The sequence below is a fragment of the Pseudomonas sp. LFS044 genome (assembly GCF_047978245.1).
In the GTDB taxonomy this organism is placed as follows: Bacteria; Pseudomonadota; Gammaproteobacteria; order Pseudomonadales; family Pseudomonadaceae; genus Aquipseudomonas.
The window spans coordinates 1-18,011 of record NZ_JBFPFX010000034.1; the positions used below are offsets into that span (position 1 = coordinate 1).

The following is an 18,011-nucleotide window of genomic DNA, read 5'->3' on the forward strand; positions in this document are numbered from 1 at the left end:
CAGAACGGCCTCATATGGCCCTGAAAAACAAAACGCCCGATGCTGTGCATCGGGCGTTTTGAGGCCTGTCGGCCTACCTGAACAGATGTAAACCTATTTCAGGACTAGACATGCGGCTTAGGCTTCAGCGTCCCAGGGACGATCGCCTTTTTCATCTTTTACGCGGGTCGGCAGGCCCATGACGTCCAACGCCTTGAGGAACGGCTCGGCTGGCAGCTCCTCGACGTTGACCATGCGCTTGGCATCCCATTCGCCGCGGGCGACCAGCAGGGCCGCGGCCACTGGCGGTACACCGGCCGTGTAGGAGATACCCTGGCTGTCGGTCTCGGCGTAGGCTTCTTCGTGGTCGGCCACGTTGTAGATGAATACTTCGCGCGGCTGGCCATCCTTGGTGCCCTTGACCAGGTCACCGATGCAGGTCTTGCCGGTGTAGCCCGGGGCCAGCGAAGCCGGGTCAGGCAGCACGGCCTTGACCACTTTCAGCGGTACCACTTCCAGGCCTTCGGCAGTCTTGACCGGCTGCTCGGAGAGCAGGCCAAGGTTCTTCAGCACGGTGAACACATTGATGTAGTGCTCGCCGAAGCTCATCCAGAAGCGCACGTTCGGTACGTTGAGGTTCTTCGAGATCGAATGGACCTCGTCGTGACCGGTCAGGTACAGGTTTTGCGAGCCGACTACCGGCAGGTCGTCGGTGCGCTTGACTTCGAACATGGTGTTGCTGGTCCACTGGCTGTTCTGCCAGCTCCATACTTGACCGGTGAACTCGCGGAAGTTGATTTCCGGGTCGAAGTTGGTGGCGAAGTATTTGCCATGCGAACCGGCATTGACGTCGAGAATGTCGATCGAATCAATGCTGTCGAAATACTGTTGCTGCGCAAGTTTTGCGTAGCTGTTCACCACACCCGGGTCGAAACCGACGCCGAGAATGGCGGTAATGTTCTTTTCTTGGCACTCTTCGAGGTGTTTCCACTCGTAGTTGCCGTACCAGGGCGGCGTCTCGCAGATCTTGCCCGGTTCTTCGTGAATGGCGGTGTCCAGGTAGGCGACACCGGTATCGATGCAGGCACGCAGCACCGACATGTTGAGGAAAGCGGAGCCCACGTTGATCACGATCTGCGATTCGGTCTCGCGGATCAGGGCCTTGGTGGCCTCGACATCAAGGGCGTTGAGCGAGAAGGCCTGGATGTCGGCGGGTACCTTGAGGCTACCCTTGGCCTTGACGCTGTCGATGATGGCCTGGCATTTGGAGATGTTCCGTGACGCGATAGCGATACGACCCAGTTCGTCGTTATGCTGCGCGCACTTGTGGGCCACCACCTTGGCGACACCTCCTGCACCAATGATAAGAACGTTCTTCTTCAATTTACCTGTTGCTCCTTACTTTTGAGGGCCGGTCTTACGACAGGCTCGAAACGTAGTCTTCGAAACCGAACTCGCGCACCAGTTCGACGCTGCCGTCGAGCTGCTTGACTGCGATGGAAGGCATTTTCAGACCGTTGAACCAGTTTTTCTTGACCATGGTGTAACCCGCGGTGTCGATGAACGACAGGCGATCGCCGATGGCCAGCGGACGGTCGAATTGATACTCGCCGAAGATGTCACCGGCCAGGCACGATTTGCCGCAGACCATGTAGGTGTGCTCGCCATCGTTGGGCGCCATCTTGGCGTTGAGGCGGTAGATCAGCAGGTCGAGCAGGTGCGCTTCGATCGAGCTGTCGACCACGGCCAGGTGCTTGCCGTTGTACAGGGTGTCGAGCACGGTCACTTCCAGCGAGGCGCTGTTGGTGATGGCGGCTTCGCCCGGCTCCAGGTAGACCTGTACGCCATAGTGTTCCGAGAAGGCTTTGAGGCGCTCGCAGAACGCATCGACCGCGTAGTCTTCGCCGGTGAAGTGGATGCCGCCACCCAGGCTGACCCACTCGACCTTGTGCAGCAGGTGGCCGAAGCGCTCTTCGATGTGCGTGAGCATCTTGTCGAACAGGCCGAAGTCGCCGTTCTCGCAGTTGTTGTGGAACATGAAGCCGGAGATCTGCCCGATGACTTTTTCGATCTTCTCCGGGTCCCACTCACCCAGGCGGCTGAACGGGCGCGCCGGGTCGGCCAGCAGGTAGTCGGAGCTGCTCACCTGCGGGTTGACGCGCAGGCCGCGGACCTTGCCTTCGGACTGTTCGGCAAAGCGCTGCAGCTGGCCGATGGAGTTGAAGATGATCTTGTCGCAGTTCTCGAGCATCTCCTCGACCTCGTCGTCGGCCCAGGCCACGCTGTAGGCGTGGGTCTCGCCGGCGAACTTCTGGCGGCCGAGCTTGAGCTCGTACAGCGACGAAGAGGTGGTGCCGTCCATGTACTGCTGCATCAGGTCGAACACCGACCAGGTGGCGAAGCACTTGAGGGCGAGCAGCGCCTTGGCACCGGACTTCTCGCGCACGTACGCGATCTTCTCCATGTTGCTCAGCAGCTTGGTTTTGTCGATGAGGTAATACGGCGTCTTGATCATTTAAAGGCCCCCGGCCAGGCCGGCCAAAAAAAGGACACGCATTGTGCCTTCACTTGCTACAGATCGAAAGGGCGAGATAAGCATTTCGTCGCGGTCTTTGCCGTTGGGCGGGAATTTTCCCGAAGGCCGAAGGCTCATTGGAACAACGCTATGTGACATCCTGAGCGCTGGCGCTGCAGATAAAGGAAGAATCCGATGAGTAACCGATACCGAGCAGATGCGTACAGGAGCTGTGCATGAGGGTTGGCGTCATCGCTGATACCCACGGCTTGCTGCGCCCCGAAGCGGTCGATGCGCTGGTGGGCTGCGAGCTGATCGTGCATGCAGGGGATATCGGCAAACCGCAGGTCATCGAGGTGCTCGAGGCCCTGGCGCCCTTGCAGATCGTGCGGGGCAACAACGATGTGAAACTGCCTTGGGCGGCGCCACTTGCCGATGTGTTGCGTTTCGACATGGGCGGCTGGCAGACGCTGCTGGTGCACGACATCGCCGATGTGCCGGCGGCACTGGATGAGCCGGTGCGGGTGGTGATTACCGGGCATTCGCACAAACCGCTGATCGACTGGCGGGAAGGGCGGCTCTATCTCAACCCCGGCAGTGCCGGGCCGCGGCGGTTCAAGTTGCCGGTGACAGTAGCGGTGATCGAAATCGAGGGGGAGCGGCTGGTACCGCGGATCATTCCGTTACTGGATTGACAGTTCGGCCTCATCGCGCGCGAGCCCGCCCCTACATACCCAGCGCCGCCCCTGTAGGAGCGGGCTTGCCCGCGATGAGGCCGGAACAGTCAGTCAGTCGACCTGCTCCAACCACGCCTGAATCTGCCCCAGCGTCGCCGTCGCGCCGCCGCAGACCACAATCAGTACATTGCTGTAATCACCCAGCGTTTCGGCGTTGTAAGCCACCGCCAGCGCCGCTCCACAGGCCGGCTCCACCAGCACCCGATGGTCCGCCAAAAACCGCTCGCATGCCTCGAGCGCTGCGCGATCACTGACCAGAACACTGTGCACCGGGTGTTCGCGTACGCACACCATGGCCTGATCGGCCACACGCTTGGCGCCCAGCGAAGTCGCCACCGAAGCCAGGCGCTCCAGCTCCACCGGGTGGCCCGCCTGCACTGCCGCATGCAGCGATGCTGCGCCCTCGGTTTCCACCGCCAGCACCGGCACATCGCTCCAACCGTTGCGCTTGAGCCCTTCGACCACACCACTGAGCAAGCCGCCGCCGCCCACCGACAGCACCACCGCATCGGGCTTGTATCCGCTCGCGGCGACTTCATCCACCAGGCTGGCGTGCCCCGCCCACAGCAACGGGTCATCGAACGGGTGGATAAAGGCATCGTCGGGGCCGACCAGGGTTTGTGCCAGCGCGTTGGCCTCTTGCCAGGAGCTGCCATGCACGACCACCTTGGCGTCCTCCTGGTGCAACAGTTCCTTGGCCCGCTCGGTGGTGGTTTCAGGCACCACGACGGTCACCGGCACGCCAAGCTTGCGGCCGGCATAGGCCACCGCAAGGCCGGCGTTGCCACCGGACGAGGACACGAAATGCCGTGCGCCACGGGCATGGTGCACTTCGCAGGCATGGCCGACCCCGCGCAGTTTGAACGAACCGCACGGCTGCAGCGCGTCGAGCTTGAGCCACACGGTACGGCCGGCGGCCAGTGACAGCGGGCGGGATTCGATCAGGGGGGTGTGGATATGCAGCGTCATCACGTAGCTCCATGCTTCAGTAAGAGCTGGATGGTAACGCGGGCTGCGGGGTGTATGTCGTTGAATCTGTGATGAGGTTGAAATCGAGCGCCGCGTGGGCGGCGCTCGATTTGGGCAATGGCGCAAACCTTCAGCGCACGATTACCCCAAAGCAGGCGTACGCGGCGGGATGATTCGGCGCGAGCCGGTGGCCTCGAAGGCCGCAGCGAAGCTCAACAGGTTGTTGTCGCTGTAGGCGCGGCCGGCGAAGGTCAGGCCCACCGGCATGCCGATGTCGGCCATCACGCCCATTGGCACGGTGACGGTCGGTACGCCCAAGTGGCGGATGGCAAGGTTGCCGTTGGCCACCCAGATGCCATTGCTCCAGGCGATGTCCGCCGATGCCGGGTTGACGTCGGCATCGGCCGGGCCCACGTCGGCGACGGTGGGGAACAGCACCGCGTCCAGGCCTTGGGCGTCCATCCAGTCTTCCAGGTCAAGCTTGCGGGTTTTTTCCAGCCCGCGCAGGCCGTCGGGCAGGGTTTCGATCTGGTCCCAGGTCTTCAGGCCGCGCTTGGCCATGTTGACGTATTCGTCCATGCCGGCCGCCAGGTCATCCTCACGGTTGGGCAGGGTGCCGGGGTCGTGGGGGAAGATTTGCCGGCCATCGACGTCGGCCAGGCGGTTGAGCTTGGGGTCGTTGTTGGCGCGCAGGAAGTCGTCGAAGCCCCAGCCGGACAACTCCCACAGTTCGTCGTGGAGGAATTGCTTGCTGACGATGCCGCGGTTGTACACGGTCGGGGCGCCCGGGCGGTCGCCCTCGCAGTTGGACACCAGCGGGAAGTCCACTTCCACGACGTGCGCACCGGCCGCTTCCAGGGCTTGGCGCGCCTGCTGCCAAAGGTCGATGACGGTCGCGCGGGTGTTGATGCGCTGGCCGGTCGGGCCGCCGATGCCAGGTTTTTCGGAGGTGCCAGCTTCGGCGTCGGCATTGATGTACATGCGCGGCACGCCGAAACGCTTGCCCTTGAGGGTGCTGGCATCAACGGCCAGGGCCAGGTAGGAAGCCGGGCGCACCGAAGAAGCTGCCGGGATCGGTACCCATGGCTGCAGGCGCCACAGGTCGCCGCGCTTGTCGGCGTCGTCGGCAACCACGACATCGAGGATTTCCAGCAGGTCGGCCATGGTGCGGGCGTAAGGCACCACTACGTCCATGGTCGGCGTCAGCGGCCAGTTGCCGCGTACCGAGATCACCCCGCGCGACGGCGTGTAGGCGCACAGGCCGTTGTTCGAAGCTGGGCCGCGGCCGCTCGACCAGGTTTCCTCGGCCAGGCCAAAGGCACTGAAGCTGGCGGCGGTTGCGGTACCGGCGCCGTTGGACGAGCCGGAGGCAAACGGTGCGGTCAGGTAGTTGCCGTTGTACGGGCTTTCGGCGCGGCCATAAACCCCACGCTGCATGCCACCGTTGGCCATGGGCGGCATGTTGGTCTTGCCCAGGCAGATGGCGCCGCCCGCGCGCAGGCGCTCGACGGTGAACGCGTCGCGCTGGGCGACCAGGTCCTTGAAGGCCGGGCTGCCGGAGGCGGCGGTCAGGCCTTTGACCAGGTAGCTGTCCTTGGCGGTGTAGGGGATGCCGTCCAGCGGGCCGAGCAGTTCGCCACGGGCGCGGCGGGCGTCGGAGGCTTCGGCTTCTTTGAGTGCTTCTGGGTTGCGCACTACCACGGCGTTCAGCGCAGTGGCGGTATCGGCTCCATCGTAGGCGTCGATACGCGCCAGGTAGGCCTGGACCAGCTCGACCGCCGTCGTGCGGCCGGCTTCGAGCGCGTCGCGCAGCTCGGCAATGGAAACCTCGGTTACCTCGATCATGCTTTCACCAAAATTTGTGCAGGTGGGGGCTTTTGCGAGGAGTGTACAAGAAGGGCACGGGGGGCGCAGGTTTGCGCCGGGGCAAATGGATTTTTGCAACCAGGCATTGTCGGCGCGTTTCGTCCCGCCAGCCCGCAGTGCAAATCTGTGGCAGCGGCCTTGGCGCCGGACCGGTCGGAAGGGGGCCGCCAAGCGGCCCCGATACACTCAGGCCAGGTCCGCCGCTGAATGCCGCTCGGGCACCTGGCTTTGCTCATCGCCCCAGGTGCGGTTGACCCGGGTACCCCGTTGCACCGCTGGCCGCTGAGCAATGTCTTCAGCCCAACGCTGCACGTGCGGATACTCCTGCACCGCAAGAAACTGCGCAGCGTCGTACAGGTTGCCGCGCACCAGCTGGCCATACCAGGGCCACACGGCGATATCGGCAATGCTGTATTCATCGCCACCGAGGTAGCGGCTTTCAGCCAGGCGGCGCTCCAGCACATCCAGCTGACGCTTGGCTTCCATGGTGAAACGGTTGATGGCGTATTCGATCTTCTCCGGCGCATAGACATAGAAGTGGCCGAAACCACCGCCCAGGTACGGCGCCGAGCCCATCTGCCAGAACAGCCAGTTCAGGCTTTCGGTGCGTGCAGCGGCCGCCTTGGGCAGCAGCGCACCGAACTTTTCGGCCAGGTACAGCAGGATCGAGCCCGATTCGAACACCCGTACCGGCGGCTCGACGCTGCGGTCGAGCAGGGCGGGGATCTTCGAGTTGGGGTTGACCCCCACGAAGCCGCTGGAGAACTGGTCGCCCTCGCCGATGCGGATCAGCCAGGCGTCGTACTCGGCGCCGCTGTGGCCAAGGGCGAGCAGTTCTTCAAGAAGGATGGTGACCTTCACGCCGTTGGGGGTGGCCAGCGAATACAGCTGCAGCGGCTGCTTGCCGACCGGCAGGTCCTTGTCATGGGTAGGGCCGGCGATCGGCCGGTTGATGCTGGCGAACTGGCCACCGGAGGCTGCGTCGTTGCGCCAGACCTTGGGCGGGACGTAAGGGTGCTTGCTCATGCCTGGAACTCCTTCGAAGGCGCAATACGGTCACGTACAGACGTGGACCTGCATCTATGCCATGGGTTCTGTGCGATGTGCAAATGCAATGGGCGCTGCAGGAGCGGGCGGGCCCGCCCCCGCAGGCGCTGCGTGGACTACGCCACTGGAATGGTCGGGTCTGCCGCCGCCAGTGCCGCAGCGCGGTCATTGGCGGCTGGTGGATAGATCCACACCGTGTTGATCTGGGACTTGAGCAGCTTGGCCTCGGCCTTGTCCGTCGGCGGCGACACCGTGCGCTCCCAGCCCTCGGTATACACCGCGCCCCAGGCACCCAGGTCGAGGCAGGTCACGTACTTGGGCTGGCTGTAGGTCATCGGTGCCACGCCGATCAGTTCGGCTGCGGTATTGTTCCCCGCATAACGGCCCAGCGGGATGGCATGCTGGCACGACATCACCGCGTAGTTGCCGGCTTCATCGCACGCCGCATAGGCCACATCACCCGCCGCGTACACCGCATCGTTGCCCTTGACCTTCAGGTTGCCATCCACATGCAAGCGGCCCTGGCGGTCGCGTTCGCCGCTGATCTGCTCGGTCAACGGGTTGGCCTTGAAGCCCACGGTCCACACCACCGTGCTCGCGTCGATGCGCTGGCCGTTGTCCAGCAGCACACCGTCGCGGTCTACCGACGCTACGGTAGCACCGCAGATCCATTCGACGCCCAGCGCCTCGGATGCCTGCTCGATGGCTGGGCGGATGCCGTCGCCCAGGGCCGCACCAATCCTGGCCCCGCGGTCGATCACCACCACCCGCGGTTGCGCCTGCTCGCCAAGAATGGCGCGCAGGCGCGCCGGCAGTTCGGTCGCGGTCTCGATGCCAGTAAAGCCGCCGCCGGCCACCACCACGGTGTTGCGTGCGGGCGTGTCGGGCTGGTTGGCCAACGATTTGAGGTGCGCCTCAAGACGCGCTGCGCTGTCGATCTTGTCGACATCGAACACATGCTCGATGCCGACCATGTCCGGCCGGTTGAGCACGCTGCCGCAGGCCATGATCAGCCGGTCGTAACCCAGGCTGCATTCGGTACCGCTCTGGGTGCGGTAGCTGACGCGCTTGCTGGCTTCATCGATATGGAACGCCGTGCCTTGCACAAAACGCACATTCACGGTTTCGAACAGCGCCTCCAACGGCGCCGCCATGGTGTGCACCTCGGGTTCGTAAAAGCGTGGGCGCACGTGCAGTTCGGCCTGCGGTGCGAGCAGCGTCACCTCGACATCCGTGCGCCCGTGCAGGTCCAGTTGGCGGACGGCGCCGAGGGCGCTCCACAGGCCTGCGAAGCCTGCGCCAATGATCAGGATATTTTTCATCGTTGTGCTCCTGGAAGGTCCGGATAAACAAGGTAGTCCGTGTTTGCGGTCAACGATGTTACGGGCGACGAAGCGCGCACCCTAGGCCAAAGAACCCTGAATTTCGGCCAGCGGCACACAGCGGGCGAAGCGTGCGCGGTAGTCGCGCGGGGTGACTGCCAGGTGGCGCTGGAACGCCAGGCGCATGCGCTCTTCACTGCCGAAACCGCACTGCCGGGCGATCTGTTCGATGTGGTTGTCGGTGTTTTCCAGCTGGCGCCGCGCCGCTTCAAGGCGGAACACCTCGATGGCCTTGGCCGGCGTGCGGCCGGTCTTGAGTTTGTACACGCGGGTGAAGTTGCGCAGGCTCATGTGCGCCTGTTCGGCCAGGCGCTCGACGGTCAGTTGCGGGTCGCCCAGGTGGGCGTTGAGCCACAGGTGCAAGGCTTCGAACTCGGCGCAGTCCTGGCCCTGCAACTTGAGCAGCTCGCTGAACTGCGCCTGGCCGCCCGGGCGCTTGAGAAACACCACCAGCTCGCGCGCCACCTGCATCGCCACATCGCGGCCGCAGTCCAGTTCGACCAGCGCCAGGGCCATGTCGATACCGGCACTCACCCCGGCAGAGGTCCACACCGTGCCGTGTTGGACGAATATGGATTCAGGGTCCACCTGCACCGCCGGGAAGTCGCGGCGCAGCACCTCGCACATGGCCCAGTGGGTGGCGGCGCGGCGGCCATCGAGCAGGCCGGCGCTGGCCAGTAGAAAGGTGCCGCTGCACACCGATGCGGTGCGCCTGGCGTGCAGGCTGGCGCGGCGCAGCCAGGCCACCAGCGGGCCGTGGCCGGGGAGGGTACGGATAATGTCCGGTGCGCCGGGCACGATCAGCGTATCGACGGCCTGGGCCATCACATCATCCAGGCGCTCGGTGGCCACCGTCAGGCCTTCGGCAGTGGGCTGCAGGCCACCGTCGAGGCTGGCGGTGTGCAGGCGATAGCCCGGCAAGCCACGTTCGGCCATGGCCTTGGTGGCGGCCCAGAACACCGTTTGTGCGCCGCTGAGGTCGAGCAGGCCCATGGCCTCATACGCGACGAAAACCACCACCCGGGGGTGGTCGATGGGCAGGAGCGGGGGTTCAAGCTGAGCGGCGATATCGGTCATGGTTGGGCCCGCTGGCTGAGAGGCGCTTCGGTCCCACGAGTATGGACAGCCTCGGCGCGCCCAGGCAACTGTCAGGCCACGGGTATCACCCCCCTCGGCGCCAGGCTGTGTATGAAAAGCCTTGATACTTGTCCATGCTGCGTTGAAAACAGCCTCGGAATGCTCATGTACTCCAGTACACTCCGCTTCCTCGGCTGTTTTCGCCTTGCCTGCCCTGCGTCTCAAGACTTTTCATACAAAGGCTAGGCGGCTGCCCCGGTGCGCTGCAGCTGAAGGCTCTCGACATCGCTGCACAGGTACAACGCACCGCGTTCGGGTGAGTTGAACATCGACCGCAGGTTGTGCTCGATATTGCGGCACAACTCATCTGTGCGAATGCTGTGCTGGCTGCAGCCAAAAGGCGTTTGCAGGTCGGTGCCGATGCGCTCCATGGCCAGCAGCATGCAGCCCACCACCGTGGACACGATCGGGGTGAACCAGCCCAGTGTCGGCACAAGGCTCAGCGGCATGATGACGCAGAACAGGGCGCTGAAAAGCCTTGGGAAGTAGGTGTACGGATAAGGAAGCGGCGTGTTGGCTATCCGCTCCATGCCGCCTTGCCAGTTGGAGATGTCGACCAGGGTCGACTCGAGGCGGGCCAAGCGGATGCTGTCCAGATGCCCTCGTTTGAACTGCGCAGCGATCAGCTCGGCCGAACCGCTCAGTATGTCGTTAGGGAGATTGTGGGTTGCCGCCAGCCGGTCAAGGTCCTGGTCATGCAGCAATGGCGCCAGCGCTGCAACATTTTTCTGGCCCCGCAGGTGCATGCGCAAAGCATGCAGGTAAGCCACGTGACGTCGGATCAGCAGAGCCTTGCACGGGTTGATGCCGTCTTCATCGTCGATGAGCGTCAACACCTGACGGCCGAAGCTTCTTGAACTGTTGACCATGGAACCCCACAGGGTTCGGGCTTCCCACCAACGGTTGTAAGCGCTGGAATTGCGAAAGCTGATCAGCACGACAAGTGCCGAACACAGGAGCGTCAACGGCATGAGCGGTAACTCGATCCCGTAACCTTCTACCAGCATGGCATCGAAGGTGACCGCGATATCCCACACCATCAACCAGAAGAGCGACCAGCCGACATAGGTTATGGTACGGGACAGGCATTTCCATTTGCTCATCAATGCAGCTTCCATATTGCATCACTCCAGTATCCAGGATGGAGGCGAACGCTCAGCGCCGTTTTCCTGGCCAGTCTATGAAGTGATGCTTAACGGGAGCTTAATCCGCGATTTTTCGCGCCATGGCAGTCACAGTGCGTCGGGTACGATCATGCTGGCCGGCGCGTCAGCCGCGCGGCGGCGCGCCACCCAGTAATACAACACGCTCGGCACCACCAGGCCGATCAGCCAGGACACGTCCACACCCCCCAGGTAGGCGACCATGGGCCCGGTGTACAGCTTGGTGTCGATGAACGGCATCTGAATCAGCACGCCCACGGTATAAACGCTGATGCCCGGCCAGTTCCAGCGGCCATAGCGGCCGTCGGGGTCGGCCAGGGCAGGGATGTCGTAGCGTTCCTTGGTGATGAAGTAATAATCCACCAGGTTGACCGCGCTCCAGGGCACGAAGAAGGTCAGCAGGAACAGGATGAACGACTTGAATGCGCTCAGGAACGAGTGCTGGCCGAGCAATGCCACCAAGGTGGCGGCGCCGACGATGGCGAGCACGAACACCAGGCGCTGAGTGCGGCTGATGGCCAGGTGGCCACGGAAACCGCTGATGATGGTGGCGATGCACATGAAGCTGCCGTAGGAATTCAGCGTCGAGATGGTCACCTTGCCGAAGGCGATGCAGAAGTACAGCAGCGCCGCCGTGGTACCGGCGCCACCCAGCCCGACGATGTAGGCCACCTCGCGCCCGGAAAACTGGCCACCGGCGATGGCTGCAGCGAACACGCCGAGGATCATCGAGGCCTGGGCACCGATCACCGAACCCAGGCCGGCGGCGAAGAAGGTCTTCACCGCCGAAGTGCTGCTTGGCAGGTAGCGCGAATAGTCGGCCACATAGGGGCCGAACGCGATCTGCCAGGACGCCGCCAGCGAAACCGCCAGCAAGAACGTCGCCCAGCTGAAGTGGCGGTTGTCGAGCAACTGGCCAATGTCGGCGAGCACCAGGATGCGGCTGAACAGGTAGACGAAGGCGATGATGCCCAGCACGCTGGCGACCCGGCCGATCCAGTGGATGACCCGGTAGCCGGCGAGCGTGGCGGCGACGATTACGGCAGCAAAAATAAGGATGCCGGCGCTGTCGCTGACGCTGAGCAACTGGCCGATGGCCTGCCCGGACAGCACCGTGCCGGTGGCGGTGAAGCCCAGGTACATCAAGCACACCAGCACCATCGGGATGGCCGCACCGTAGACGCCGAACTGCACGCGGCTGGAGATCATCTGCGGCAGGCCCAGGCGTGGGCCCTGGGCGGCGTGCAAGGCCATGACGGCGCCGCCGATCAGTTGCCCCAGCAATAAACCGATCAACGACCAGAACACGTCGCCACCGAGCACCACGGCCAGGGCCCCCGTGACGATGGCGGTGATCTGCAGGTTGGCACCGAGCCAAAGGGTGAATTGGCTGTACACCCGTCCATGGCGTTCAGCTTCGGGAATGTAATCGATCGAGCGCCGCTCGAGCACGGATTTGCTGGACATTGACGGCTCCGCTTCATTGTTTTTGTGTGGGAGAGGGCCATTGGCGGGACGCTGCACGAATGGCGTCGCACCGATATGAGCATGTCTATACAAGTCCGGTCAAGTGAAGCTTGCAGGCCTTTGCAGATGGACTGTTGTGCAAGGCTGATGGGTAACTGTGCCGGTCCGCTGATATGAATTGGCCTTATGCTGTTACGAAATATGTCTAGAACGCCTGAAGAAGGAAGTAGCAATGCCGCTCAAGGACCTGCTGATCGCCCTGGTGGTGATCGTCGCCTGGGGAGTCAATTTCGTGGTCATCAAGGTGGGTCTCGACGGCCTGCCGCCGATGCTGCTGGGGGCATTGCGCTTTCTGCTGGTCGCGTTTCCGGCGATCCTGCTGGTCAAGCGCCCGAACTTGCCGTGGCGCTGGCTGATTGCCTACGGCGCGACCATCTCCCTGGGCCAGTTCGCTTTCCTGTTCCAGGCCATGTACAGCGGCATGCCGCCAGGCCTGGCCTCGCTGGTGCTGCAGTCGCAGGCGTTCTTCACGCTCGGTTTTGCAGCGTTGTTTCTGGGTGAGCGCCTGCGCCTGGCGAGCGTGCTGGGGTTGTTGGTGGCGGCCAGCGGCCTGGCGCTGATCGGCAGTGAAGACAGCGGCCACGTACCGCTGGTGGCGCTGGTGCTGACCCTGTGCGCCGGTGCCATGTGGGGCATGGGCAATATCATCACCCGCCGTTTCGGTTCGGTGGACCTGGTGGCGCTGGTGATCTGGGGTGGGCTGATCCCGCCGCTGCCGTTTCTGGCCTTGTCGTGGTGGCTGGAAGGGCCGGAGCGTATTGGCCATGCGCTGGCCAATATTGGCTGGAGTTCGGTGCTGGCGCTGATCTACCTGGCGTTCGTTGCCACCATGCTGGGGTACAGCCTGTGGAGCACGCTGCTGTCACGCCACCCGGCGGGGAAGGTGGCGCCCTTTTCCTTGTTGGTGCCGGTCATCGGGTTGAGTTCTTCGGCGTGGTTGCTGGGGGAGCGGTTGACAGCGGTGCAAGGGTGGGGCGCGCTGCTGGTCATGCTTGGGTTGTTGGTCAATGTGTTCGGGCCCAAGCTGGGGCAGCGGTTGCGGGCGGCAAGTGCGGGTTGATGGTTCAGGGATCTATTTGCAGAGGTGTTGTGAGTCGATCTCGAACATTTGATTGATTCTGATGGTAACTTTTCTCACGATGTAATAGATGTTTTCCTATGTGGTTTTTTTCCTCTACCGGAAACTTCCTACAACTAGCGTTTAATAGTGCGAAGCTTCCCACGGCATAGTCAGACCCATGTAGGACGCTTGTCCTATTGCTTCGCGCTAGTATCCCCTCATGTTGATTTATTACATGAGGTGGCACAATGCCGGATCCTTTTTATGGCGCTGATGCCAGGCCAGTCGACAGCGGGTTAGCGTGTCTCATCATGCTATCGCGTTACCACGACGTGGCTATTTCCGCGGAACAAGTACTACATGCCCATGTAGCACCGGGCGAGCACTTTTCAGATGATGCAATACTTCGTGTATTCAAACAGCTCGGCCTGAAAGCCAAGAAGCTCAACACCAGCCTGAAGCGGCTGCAGCATTTGCCGTTGCCCGCAATTGCTGTCGACACCCAGGGTAAATATTTCATCATCGCTCGGGTGGAAGACCAACGCGTTCTGGTGCAAGACCCGCATGTCGCTGCTGCACAAACCCTGACCCTTGATGAGCTCTCCGTCCGTTGGGGCGGGGGCCTGATAATGGTCCGTTCCGATGCCGCATTGCCCGATGGGCTATCGCGGTTCGACCTGACCTGGTTCATTCCGGCCGTGGTGAAGTACAGGCGGCTTCTTGGCGAAGTGCTCGTCGTCTCGCTGGTCATTCAAGTGCTTGCGCTGCTGACACCGCTGTTCTTTCAGGTGGTGATGGACAAAGTGCTGGTGCATCGCGGGCTGACCACGCTGGACGTGATTGCGCTGGGTTTGCTGGTCATCGTCCTGTTCGAAACCTTGCTCAGTGGCTTGCGTGCCTATGTAGCGGCGCACACGGCGTCACGAATAGATGTCGAACTAGGCGCCAAGCTGTTCAGTCACCTGATTGAACTACCGCTGGCCTACTTTCAGGCCCGGCGCGTGGGGGACTCGGTTGCCCGAGTGAGGGAGCTGGAAAACATCAGGAGCTTCCTGACCAGCAACAGCATCACGCTGCTGCTGGATGTGCTTTTCACAGTGGTCTTCATCGCCGTCATGTTCCTTTACAGCGGCTGGCTGACATTGTTGGTGGTCGCCTCGCTACCTTTGTACGTTCTCGTATCACTGGCGGTCACCCCGTTGCTGCGCGCGCGCATCGACCAGAGCTTCCAGCGCGGCGCAGAGAATCAGGCGTTTCTGGTGGAGACGGTGAACGGCATCGACACGCTGAAGTCGATGGCGGTGGAGCCACAGATTGCCCGGCGCTGGAACAATCAGCTGGCCGCCTATGTATCGGCCAGCTTCAAGACCCAGAACCTTTCCAACGTGGCGAACGAGAGTGTCGGCCTGATCGGCAAATTGGTCACGGTCGGCACATTGTGGTTGGGTGCGCGCCTGGTCATTGAAGGCGAGCTTAGCGTCGGTGAACTGATCGCCTTCAACATGCTCGCAGGGCGCGTGTCACAACCCATCATTCGCCTGGCCCAACTCTGGACGAGCTTCCAGCAGACTGGCGTATCGATCCAGCGCCTGGGCGACATCCTCAACAATCGTACCGAAATCAACCAGGCCAAGGGGACGGTGCTGCCTGCACTGGCCGGGCAGGTCGAGCTGGACCGCGTGTGCTTTCGCTATCGGCCGGACGGGTGCGAGGTACTACGCGATGTCAGCCTGAAGATCGCGCCCGGTGAAGTGATCGGCATAGTGGGCCGTTCGGGTTCGGGCAAGAGCACGCTGACCCGGGTGATCCAGAGGTTGTATTCCCCTGAGCGGGGGCGGGTATTGCTCGACGGTGCTGATCTGGCCGTCGCCGATGTGGCATCGCTGCGTCGGCAGATCGGTGTCGTGCTGCAGGAAAACATGCTGTTCCGGCGCACCGTGCGCGAGAACATCGCCCTTGGCAACCCCGCAGCGCCGCTCGAAGACGTGATCACCGCCGCGACGCTGGCAGGTGCCCACGCGTTCATCCTCGAGTTGCCGGATGGCTACGAAACCCTGGTCGGCGAGCACGGGGCCAGCCTGTCAGGCGGGCAGCGCCAGCGCATCGCCATAGCCCGCGCGCTGTTCGGCAACCCACGCATTCTGATCTTCGACGAGGCCACCAGTGCGCTGGATTACGAGTCCGAACGGATCATCCAGCAGAACATGGCGCAGATCTGCGCACAGCGCACTGTGATCATCATTGCCCATCGGCTGTCCGCCGTGCGCCATGCCGACCGCATTGTGGTCATGGAGCGGGGCCAGATCATCGAGCAAGGGGCCCACGACGAGCTGCTGAGCGACCCACACGGCACCTATGCCTACCTCCATCGGTTGCAGCTTGGGGCCGCCGTATGAGCGCGGCACTCCACGACCTTGCCGAGCGCTACAAAGATGCGTGGCGAGGTGCCTGGCGCCAGCGCCGGAGCATGGACGGCCCGCCCCGCGAGCGTGACGAACTGGCCTTTCTTCCCGCGGCGTTGTCCCTGCAAGAAACGCCGGTGCATCCCTTGCCGCGCTACCTGCAGTGGAGCCTGCTGGCATTCATTGGCCTGGCGCTGGCCTGGGCCTGTATCGGTGAGCTCGACGTGGTTGCAAGTGCCGAGGGCCGGATCGTGCCCAGCGGCAGGAGCAAGCTGATACAGGCCAGCGAAGTCGCGGTGGTGCAGGCGATCCATGTAGTCGATGGCCAGGCCGTGCGCAAAGGCGATGTGCTGGTGGAACTGGAAGGGCAGTTGACCGGTGCCGACATCAGGCGCCTGGGCAGCGAATTGCTGGCTGCGCAGATCGACCAGGCGCGCGCCACCACGTTGTTGAATGCACTGGACAGCAACGAGCCGCCTGCCTCTCTGGGGCCACTGGTACCGCTGGCCACTGCCGCGCAGCAGGCCAGCGCCCAGCGCTGGCTGCAGGGGCAATACCTCGAACTGCGGGCCACGTTGGAGCAGGCCGATGCCGAAATCGGCCAGCGCGAAGCGGAGATTCGGTCTGCACAAGCGCGGGCGCGGGCCCTTGAGCAACTGTCGGTGATTACCCGCCAGCTCACGGCGGATTACAAGCAATTGTTCAGCGAGGCAGCGGTGGCCAAGCATACCTACCTGGAAAAGGAACAGGACCGTCTGGAGCAGGAGCGCGAACTGGCCATCCAGCGCTCGCGCATCGAGGAGCTGAATGCTGCGCGGCTGGCAGCGCAACACCGCCGCGCGGGCGCCATCGCTCAACTGAGGCGCGCCATGCTCGACCTGTTCGGTGATGCCGAGCGGCGAATCGCAACCCTGGCTCAGGAGTTGAACAAGGCCGAACAACGTCACCGGCTCAAGGCATTGATATCGCCGGTGGACGGCACCGTACAGCAACTCGCCATTCACACACAGGGCGGCGTGGTAACGCCTGCGCAGACGCTAATGGTGGTTGTGCCCACCGGGCAGCCTGTGGAAGTTGAAGTGAAAGTTGAGAACAAGGACATCGGGTTTGTCTACCCGGGGCAGGCTGTGGAAGTGAAGGTGGAGACGTTCACGTTTACCAAGTACGGGGTTGTGCCGGGCGTGGTGCTGAGTATTTCAGATGACGCGATTGAAGATGAACGGCGGGGACTGGTTTATAGCGCTCGGATTGGGCTGGGAAAAGAATCGTTGCGTGTGGCGGAGAAAAATATGCCGTTAACGGCGGGCATGTCTGTGCGTGCAGAGGTCATTGTAGATAGGCGCAAGATCATAAGTTACTTTCTGAGTCCTTTGCAGCGACATGTTCAAGAAAGCTTGGGGGAGCGATAGATGGATTATGAAAAGCTAGCGTCGGCTTTAGTAAAAAAGGTGTGGGGAGCGCTACGCATTTTCAGTGGTGTGGTTGTGGTGGTGCTGGCAAGTTATTTTGTTTTGGCGGTCGTGATTTCGAAGCCTTGGGAAACTGTCGAGAGAGTGCCTGTAGATCCTAAGGTGTGCGGGAGGATGTCTGGCGTCGTTTATGAATTTCTTAGAGGTTATGTGGTTTTTTGGCCGGAGTATGAGGGGTAAGAGTTCCTGGGAGGTGGGTTTTAGTGAAAATAAAAAAGGGTGCAATGCAAATTTCGTGGCCCTTTATATGGCGATGAGTTTGCCGGAACTCAAGCCAGTGTCTTTTCATGAGGCTACCTCTCTGAGCTTCACGGGTGCGAAGGTAGGAATACAACCTTGGAGTTATGGAGAGGGGGGGTTAAGGAAAACACTTGACCATTATCTTAAAAATACGCCGAAAAATATAATTGCTCAGAAGGTCTACGACAAAAATATCGGAATGAATTATGTTGAGGGGGTTGATAAGTATTCTAGGGGAGGTAAGCAAGATTTCTTCTGGCTGGAGGAGGAGGGGCGTATGAGGTACGTCGTTTATTGTGTTAGGGGGTATAGGGGGCAAGCGTCTTTCTGTAAATTTAAATATCTGCTTCCGGGGGCGGATGTAGTGGTAAGTCTGAAGATTCTGCGAAGCAGGCTTAGCGAGTGGAAAAATATAGTCGCCCTTGTAGATGGTTTTTTGTTAGGCGCCGAGAAAAAGGAAGAAATAAAATGATCAGGTTAGGGCTCGTAGATGTTAAGTAGGCTCGGAGAACCTTTGC

Annotated in this window: 15 protein-coding genes; 6 read left to right on the plus strand and 9 right to left on the minus strand. The window is 62.0% G+C overall.

Annotated features, from left to right (window positions below; genetic code table 11):
* Positions 1-117 precede the first annotated feature (117 nt).
* Together ACNQPL_RS23175 and ACNQPL_RS23180 are read right to left on the minus strand one after the other, a co-directional pair.
* A complete protein-coding gene (locus ACNQPL_RS23175; protein WP_039602482.1) occupies positions 118-1,362 on the minus strand; it encodes a saccharopine dehydrogenase family protein in 1,245 nt (414 codons plus the stop codon).
* A 34-nt stretch (positions 1,363-1,396) separates the two neighbouring features.
* On the minus strand, positions 1,397-2,494 hold the full coding sequence (locus ACNQPL_RS23180) for a carboxynorspermidine decarboxylase (protein ID WP_416468009.1): 1,098 nt from the start codon (positions 2,492-2,494) through the stop codon (positions 1,397-1,399).
* A 236-nt stretch (positions 2,495-2,730) separates the two neighbouring features.
* Between ACNQPL_RS23180 and ACNQPL_RS23185 the strand changes: the two genes are divergently transcribed.
* Positions 2,731-3,189, plus strand: coding sequence for a metallophosphoesterase family protein (locus tag ACNQPL_RS23185; RefSeq protein WP_416468010.1), 459 nt, complete (start codon positions 2,731-2,733; stop codon positions 3,187-3,189).
* A gap of 93 nt (positions 3,190-3,282) precedes the next feature.
* Here ACNQPL_RS23185 and ACNQPL_RS23190 read toward each other — a convergent pair whose 3' ends face one another.
* From ACNQPL_RS23190 to ACNQPL_RS23220, 7 genes are all read right to left on the minus strand, one after another.
* The gene (locus ACNQPL_RS23190) at positions 3,283-4,200 is read right to left on the minus strand and encodes a pyridoxal-phosphate dependent enzyme (protein WP_416468011.1); all 918 of its coding nucleotides are present in this window, start codon (positions 4,198-4,200) and stop codon (positions 3,283-3,285) included.
* 141 nt (positions 4,201-4,341) lie between these two features.
* A complete protein-coding gene (locus tag ACNQPL_RS23195; RefSeq protein WP_416468012.1) occupies positions 4,342-6,045 on the minus strand; it encodes an amidase in 1,704 nt (567 codons plus the stop codon).
* 207 nt (positions 6,046-6,252) lie between these two features.
* Positions 6,253-7,092 (minus strand): glutathione-dependent disulfide-bond oxidoreductase, encoded by an 840-nt coding sequence (gene yghU / locus ACNQPL_RS23200; protein ID WP_416468013.1) that lies wholly within the window; start codon positions 7,090-7,092, stop codon positions 6,253-6,255.
* A gap of 137 nt (positions 7,093-7,229) precedes the next feature.
* A complete protein-coding gene (locus ACNQPL_RS23205; protein ID WP_416468014.1) occupies positions 7,230-8,435 on the minus strand; it encodes an NAD(P)/FAD-dependent oxidoreductase in 1,206 nt (401 codons plus the stop codon).
* A gap of 81 nt (positions 8,436-8,516) precedes the next feature.
* On the minus strand, positions 8,517-9,572 hold the full coding sequence (locus ACNQPL_RS23210; RefSeq protein WP_416468015.1) for a GlxA family transcriptional regulator: 1,056 nt from the start codon (positions 9,570-9,572) through the stop codon (positions 8,517-8,519).
* A gap of 242 nt (positions 9,573-9,814) precedes the next feature.
* A complete protein-coding gene (locus ACNQPL_RS23215) occupies positions 9,815-10,750 on the minus strand; it encodes a bestrophin family protein (protein WP_346613118.1) in 936 nt (311 codons plus the stop codon).
* A 114-nt stretch (positions 10,751-10,864) separates the two neighbouring features.
* On the minus strand, positions 10,865-12,262 hold the full coding sequence (locus tag ACNQPL_RS23220) for a cytosine permease (protein WP_346613119.1): 1,398 nt from the start codon (positions 12,260-12,262) through the stop codon (positions 10,865-10,867).
* 232 nt (positions 12,263-12,494) lie between these two features.
* Between ACNQPL_RS23220 and ACNQPL_RS23225 the strand changes: the two genes are divergently transcribed.
* From ACNQPL_RS23225 to ACNQPL_RS23245, 5 genes are all read left to right on the plus strand, one after another.
* The gene (locus ACNQPL_RS23225) at positions 12,495-13,382 is read left to right on the plus strand and encodes an EamA family transporter (RefSeq protein WP_346613120.1); all 888 of its coding nucleotides are present in this window, start codon (positions 12,495-12,497) and stop codon (positions 13,380-13,382) included.
* Positions 13,383-13,630: 248 nt separating this feature from the next.
* Positions 13,631-15,778 carry a type I secretion system permease/ATPase gene (locus ACNQPL_RS23230; RefSeq protein WP_346613121.1) on the plus strand — a complete coding sequence of 716 codons (2,148 nt, stop codon included), beginning with the start codon at positions 13,631-13,633 and terminating at the stop codon, positions 15,776-15,778.
* Entirely contained in the window at positions 15,775-17,193 is a 1,419-nt protein-coding gene (locus ACNQPL_RS23235; RefSeq protein ID WP_416468016.1) for an HlyD family type I secretion periplasmic adaptor subunit, read from the plus strand. The genes ACNQPL_RS23230 and ACNQPL_RS23235 overlap by 4 nt, the downstream gene beginning before the upstream one ends.
* Positions 17,194-17,433, plus strand: coding sequence for a hypothetical protein (locus ACNQPL_RS23240; RefSeq protein WP_416468017.1), 240 nt, complete (start codon positions 17,194-17,196; stop codon positions 17,431-17,433).
* Positions 17,384-17,965: a hypothetical protein gene (locus ACNQPL_RS23245; protein ID WP_416468018.1), complete on the plus strand. Its 582-nt coding sequence runs from the start codon at positions 17,384-17,386 to the stop codon at positions 17,963-17,965. Before ACNQPL_RS23240 ends, ACNQPL_RS23245 begins: the two co-directional genes overlap by 50 nt.
* Positions 17,966-18,011: the final 46 nt, after the last annotated feature.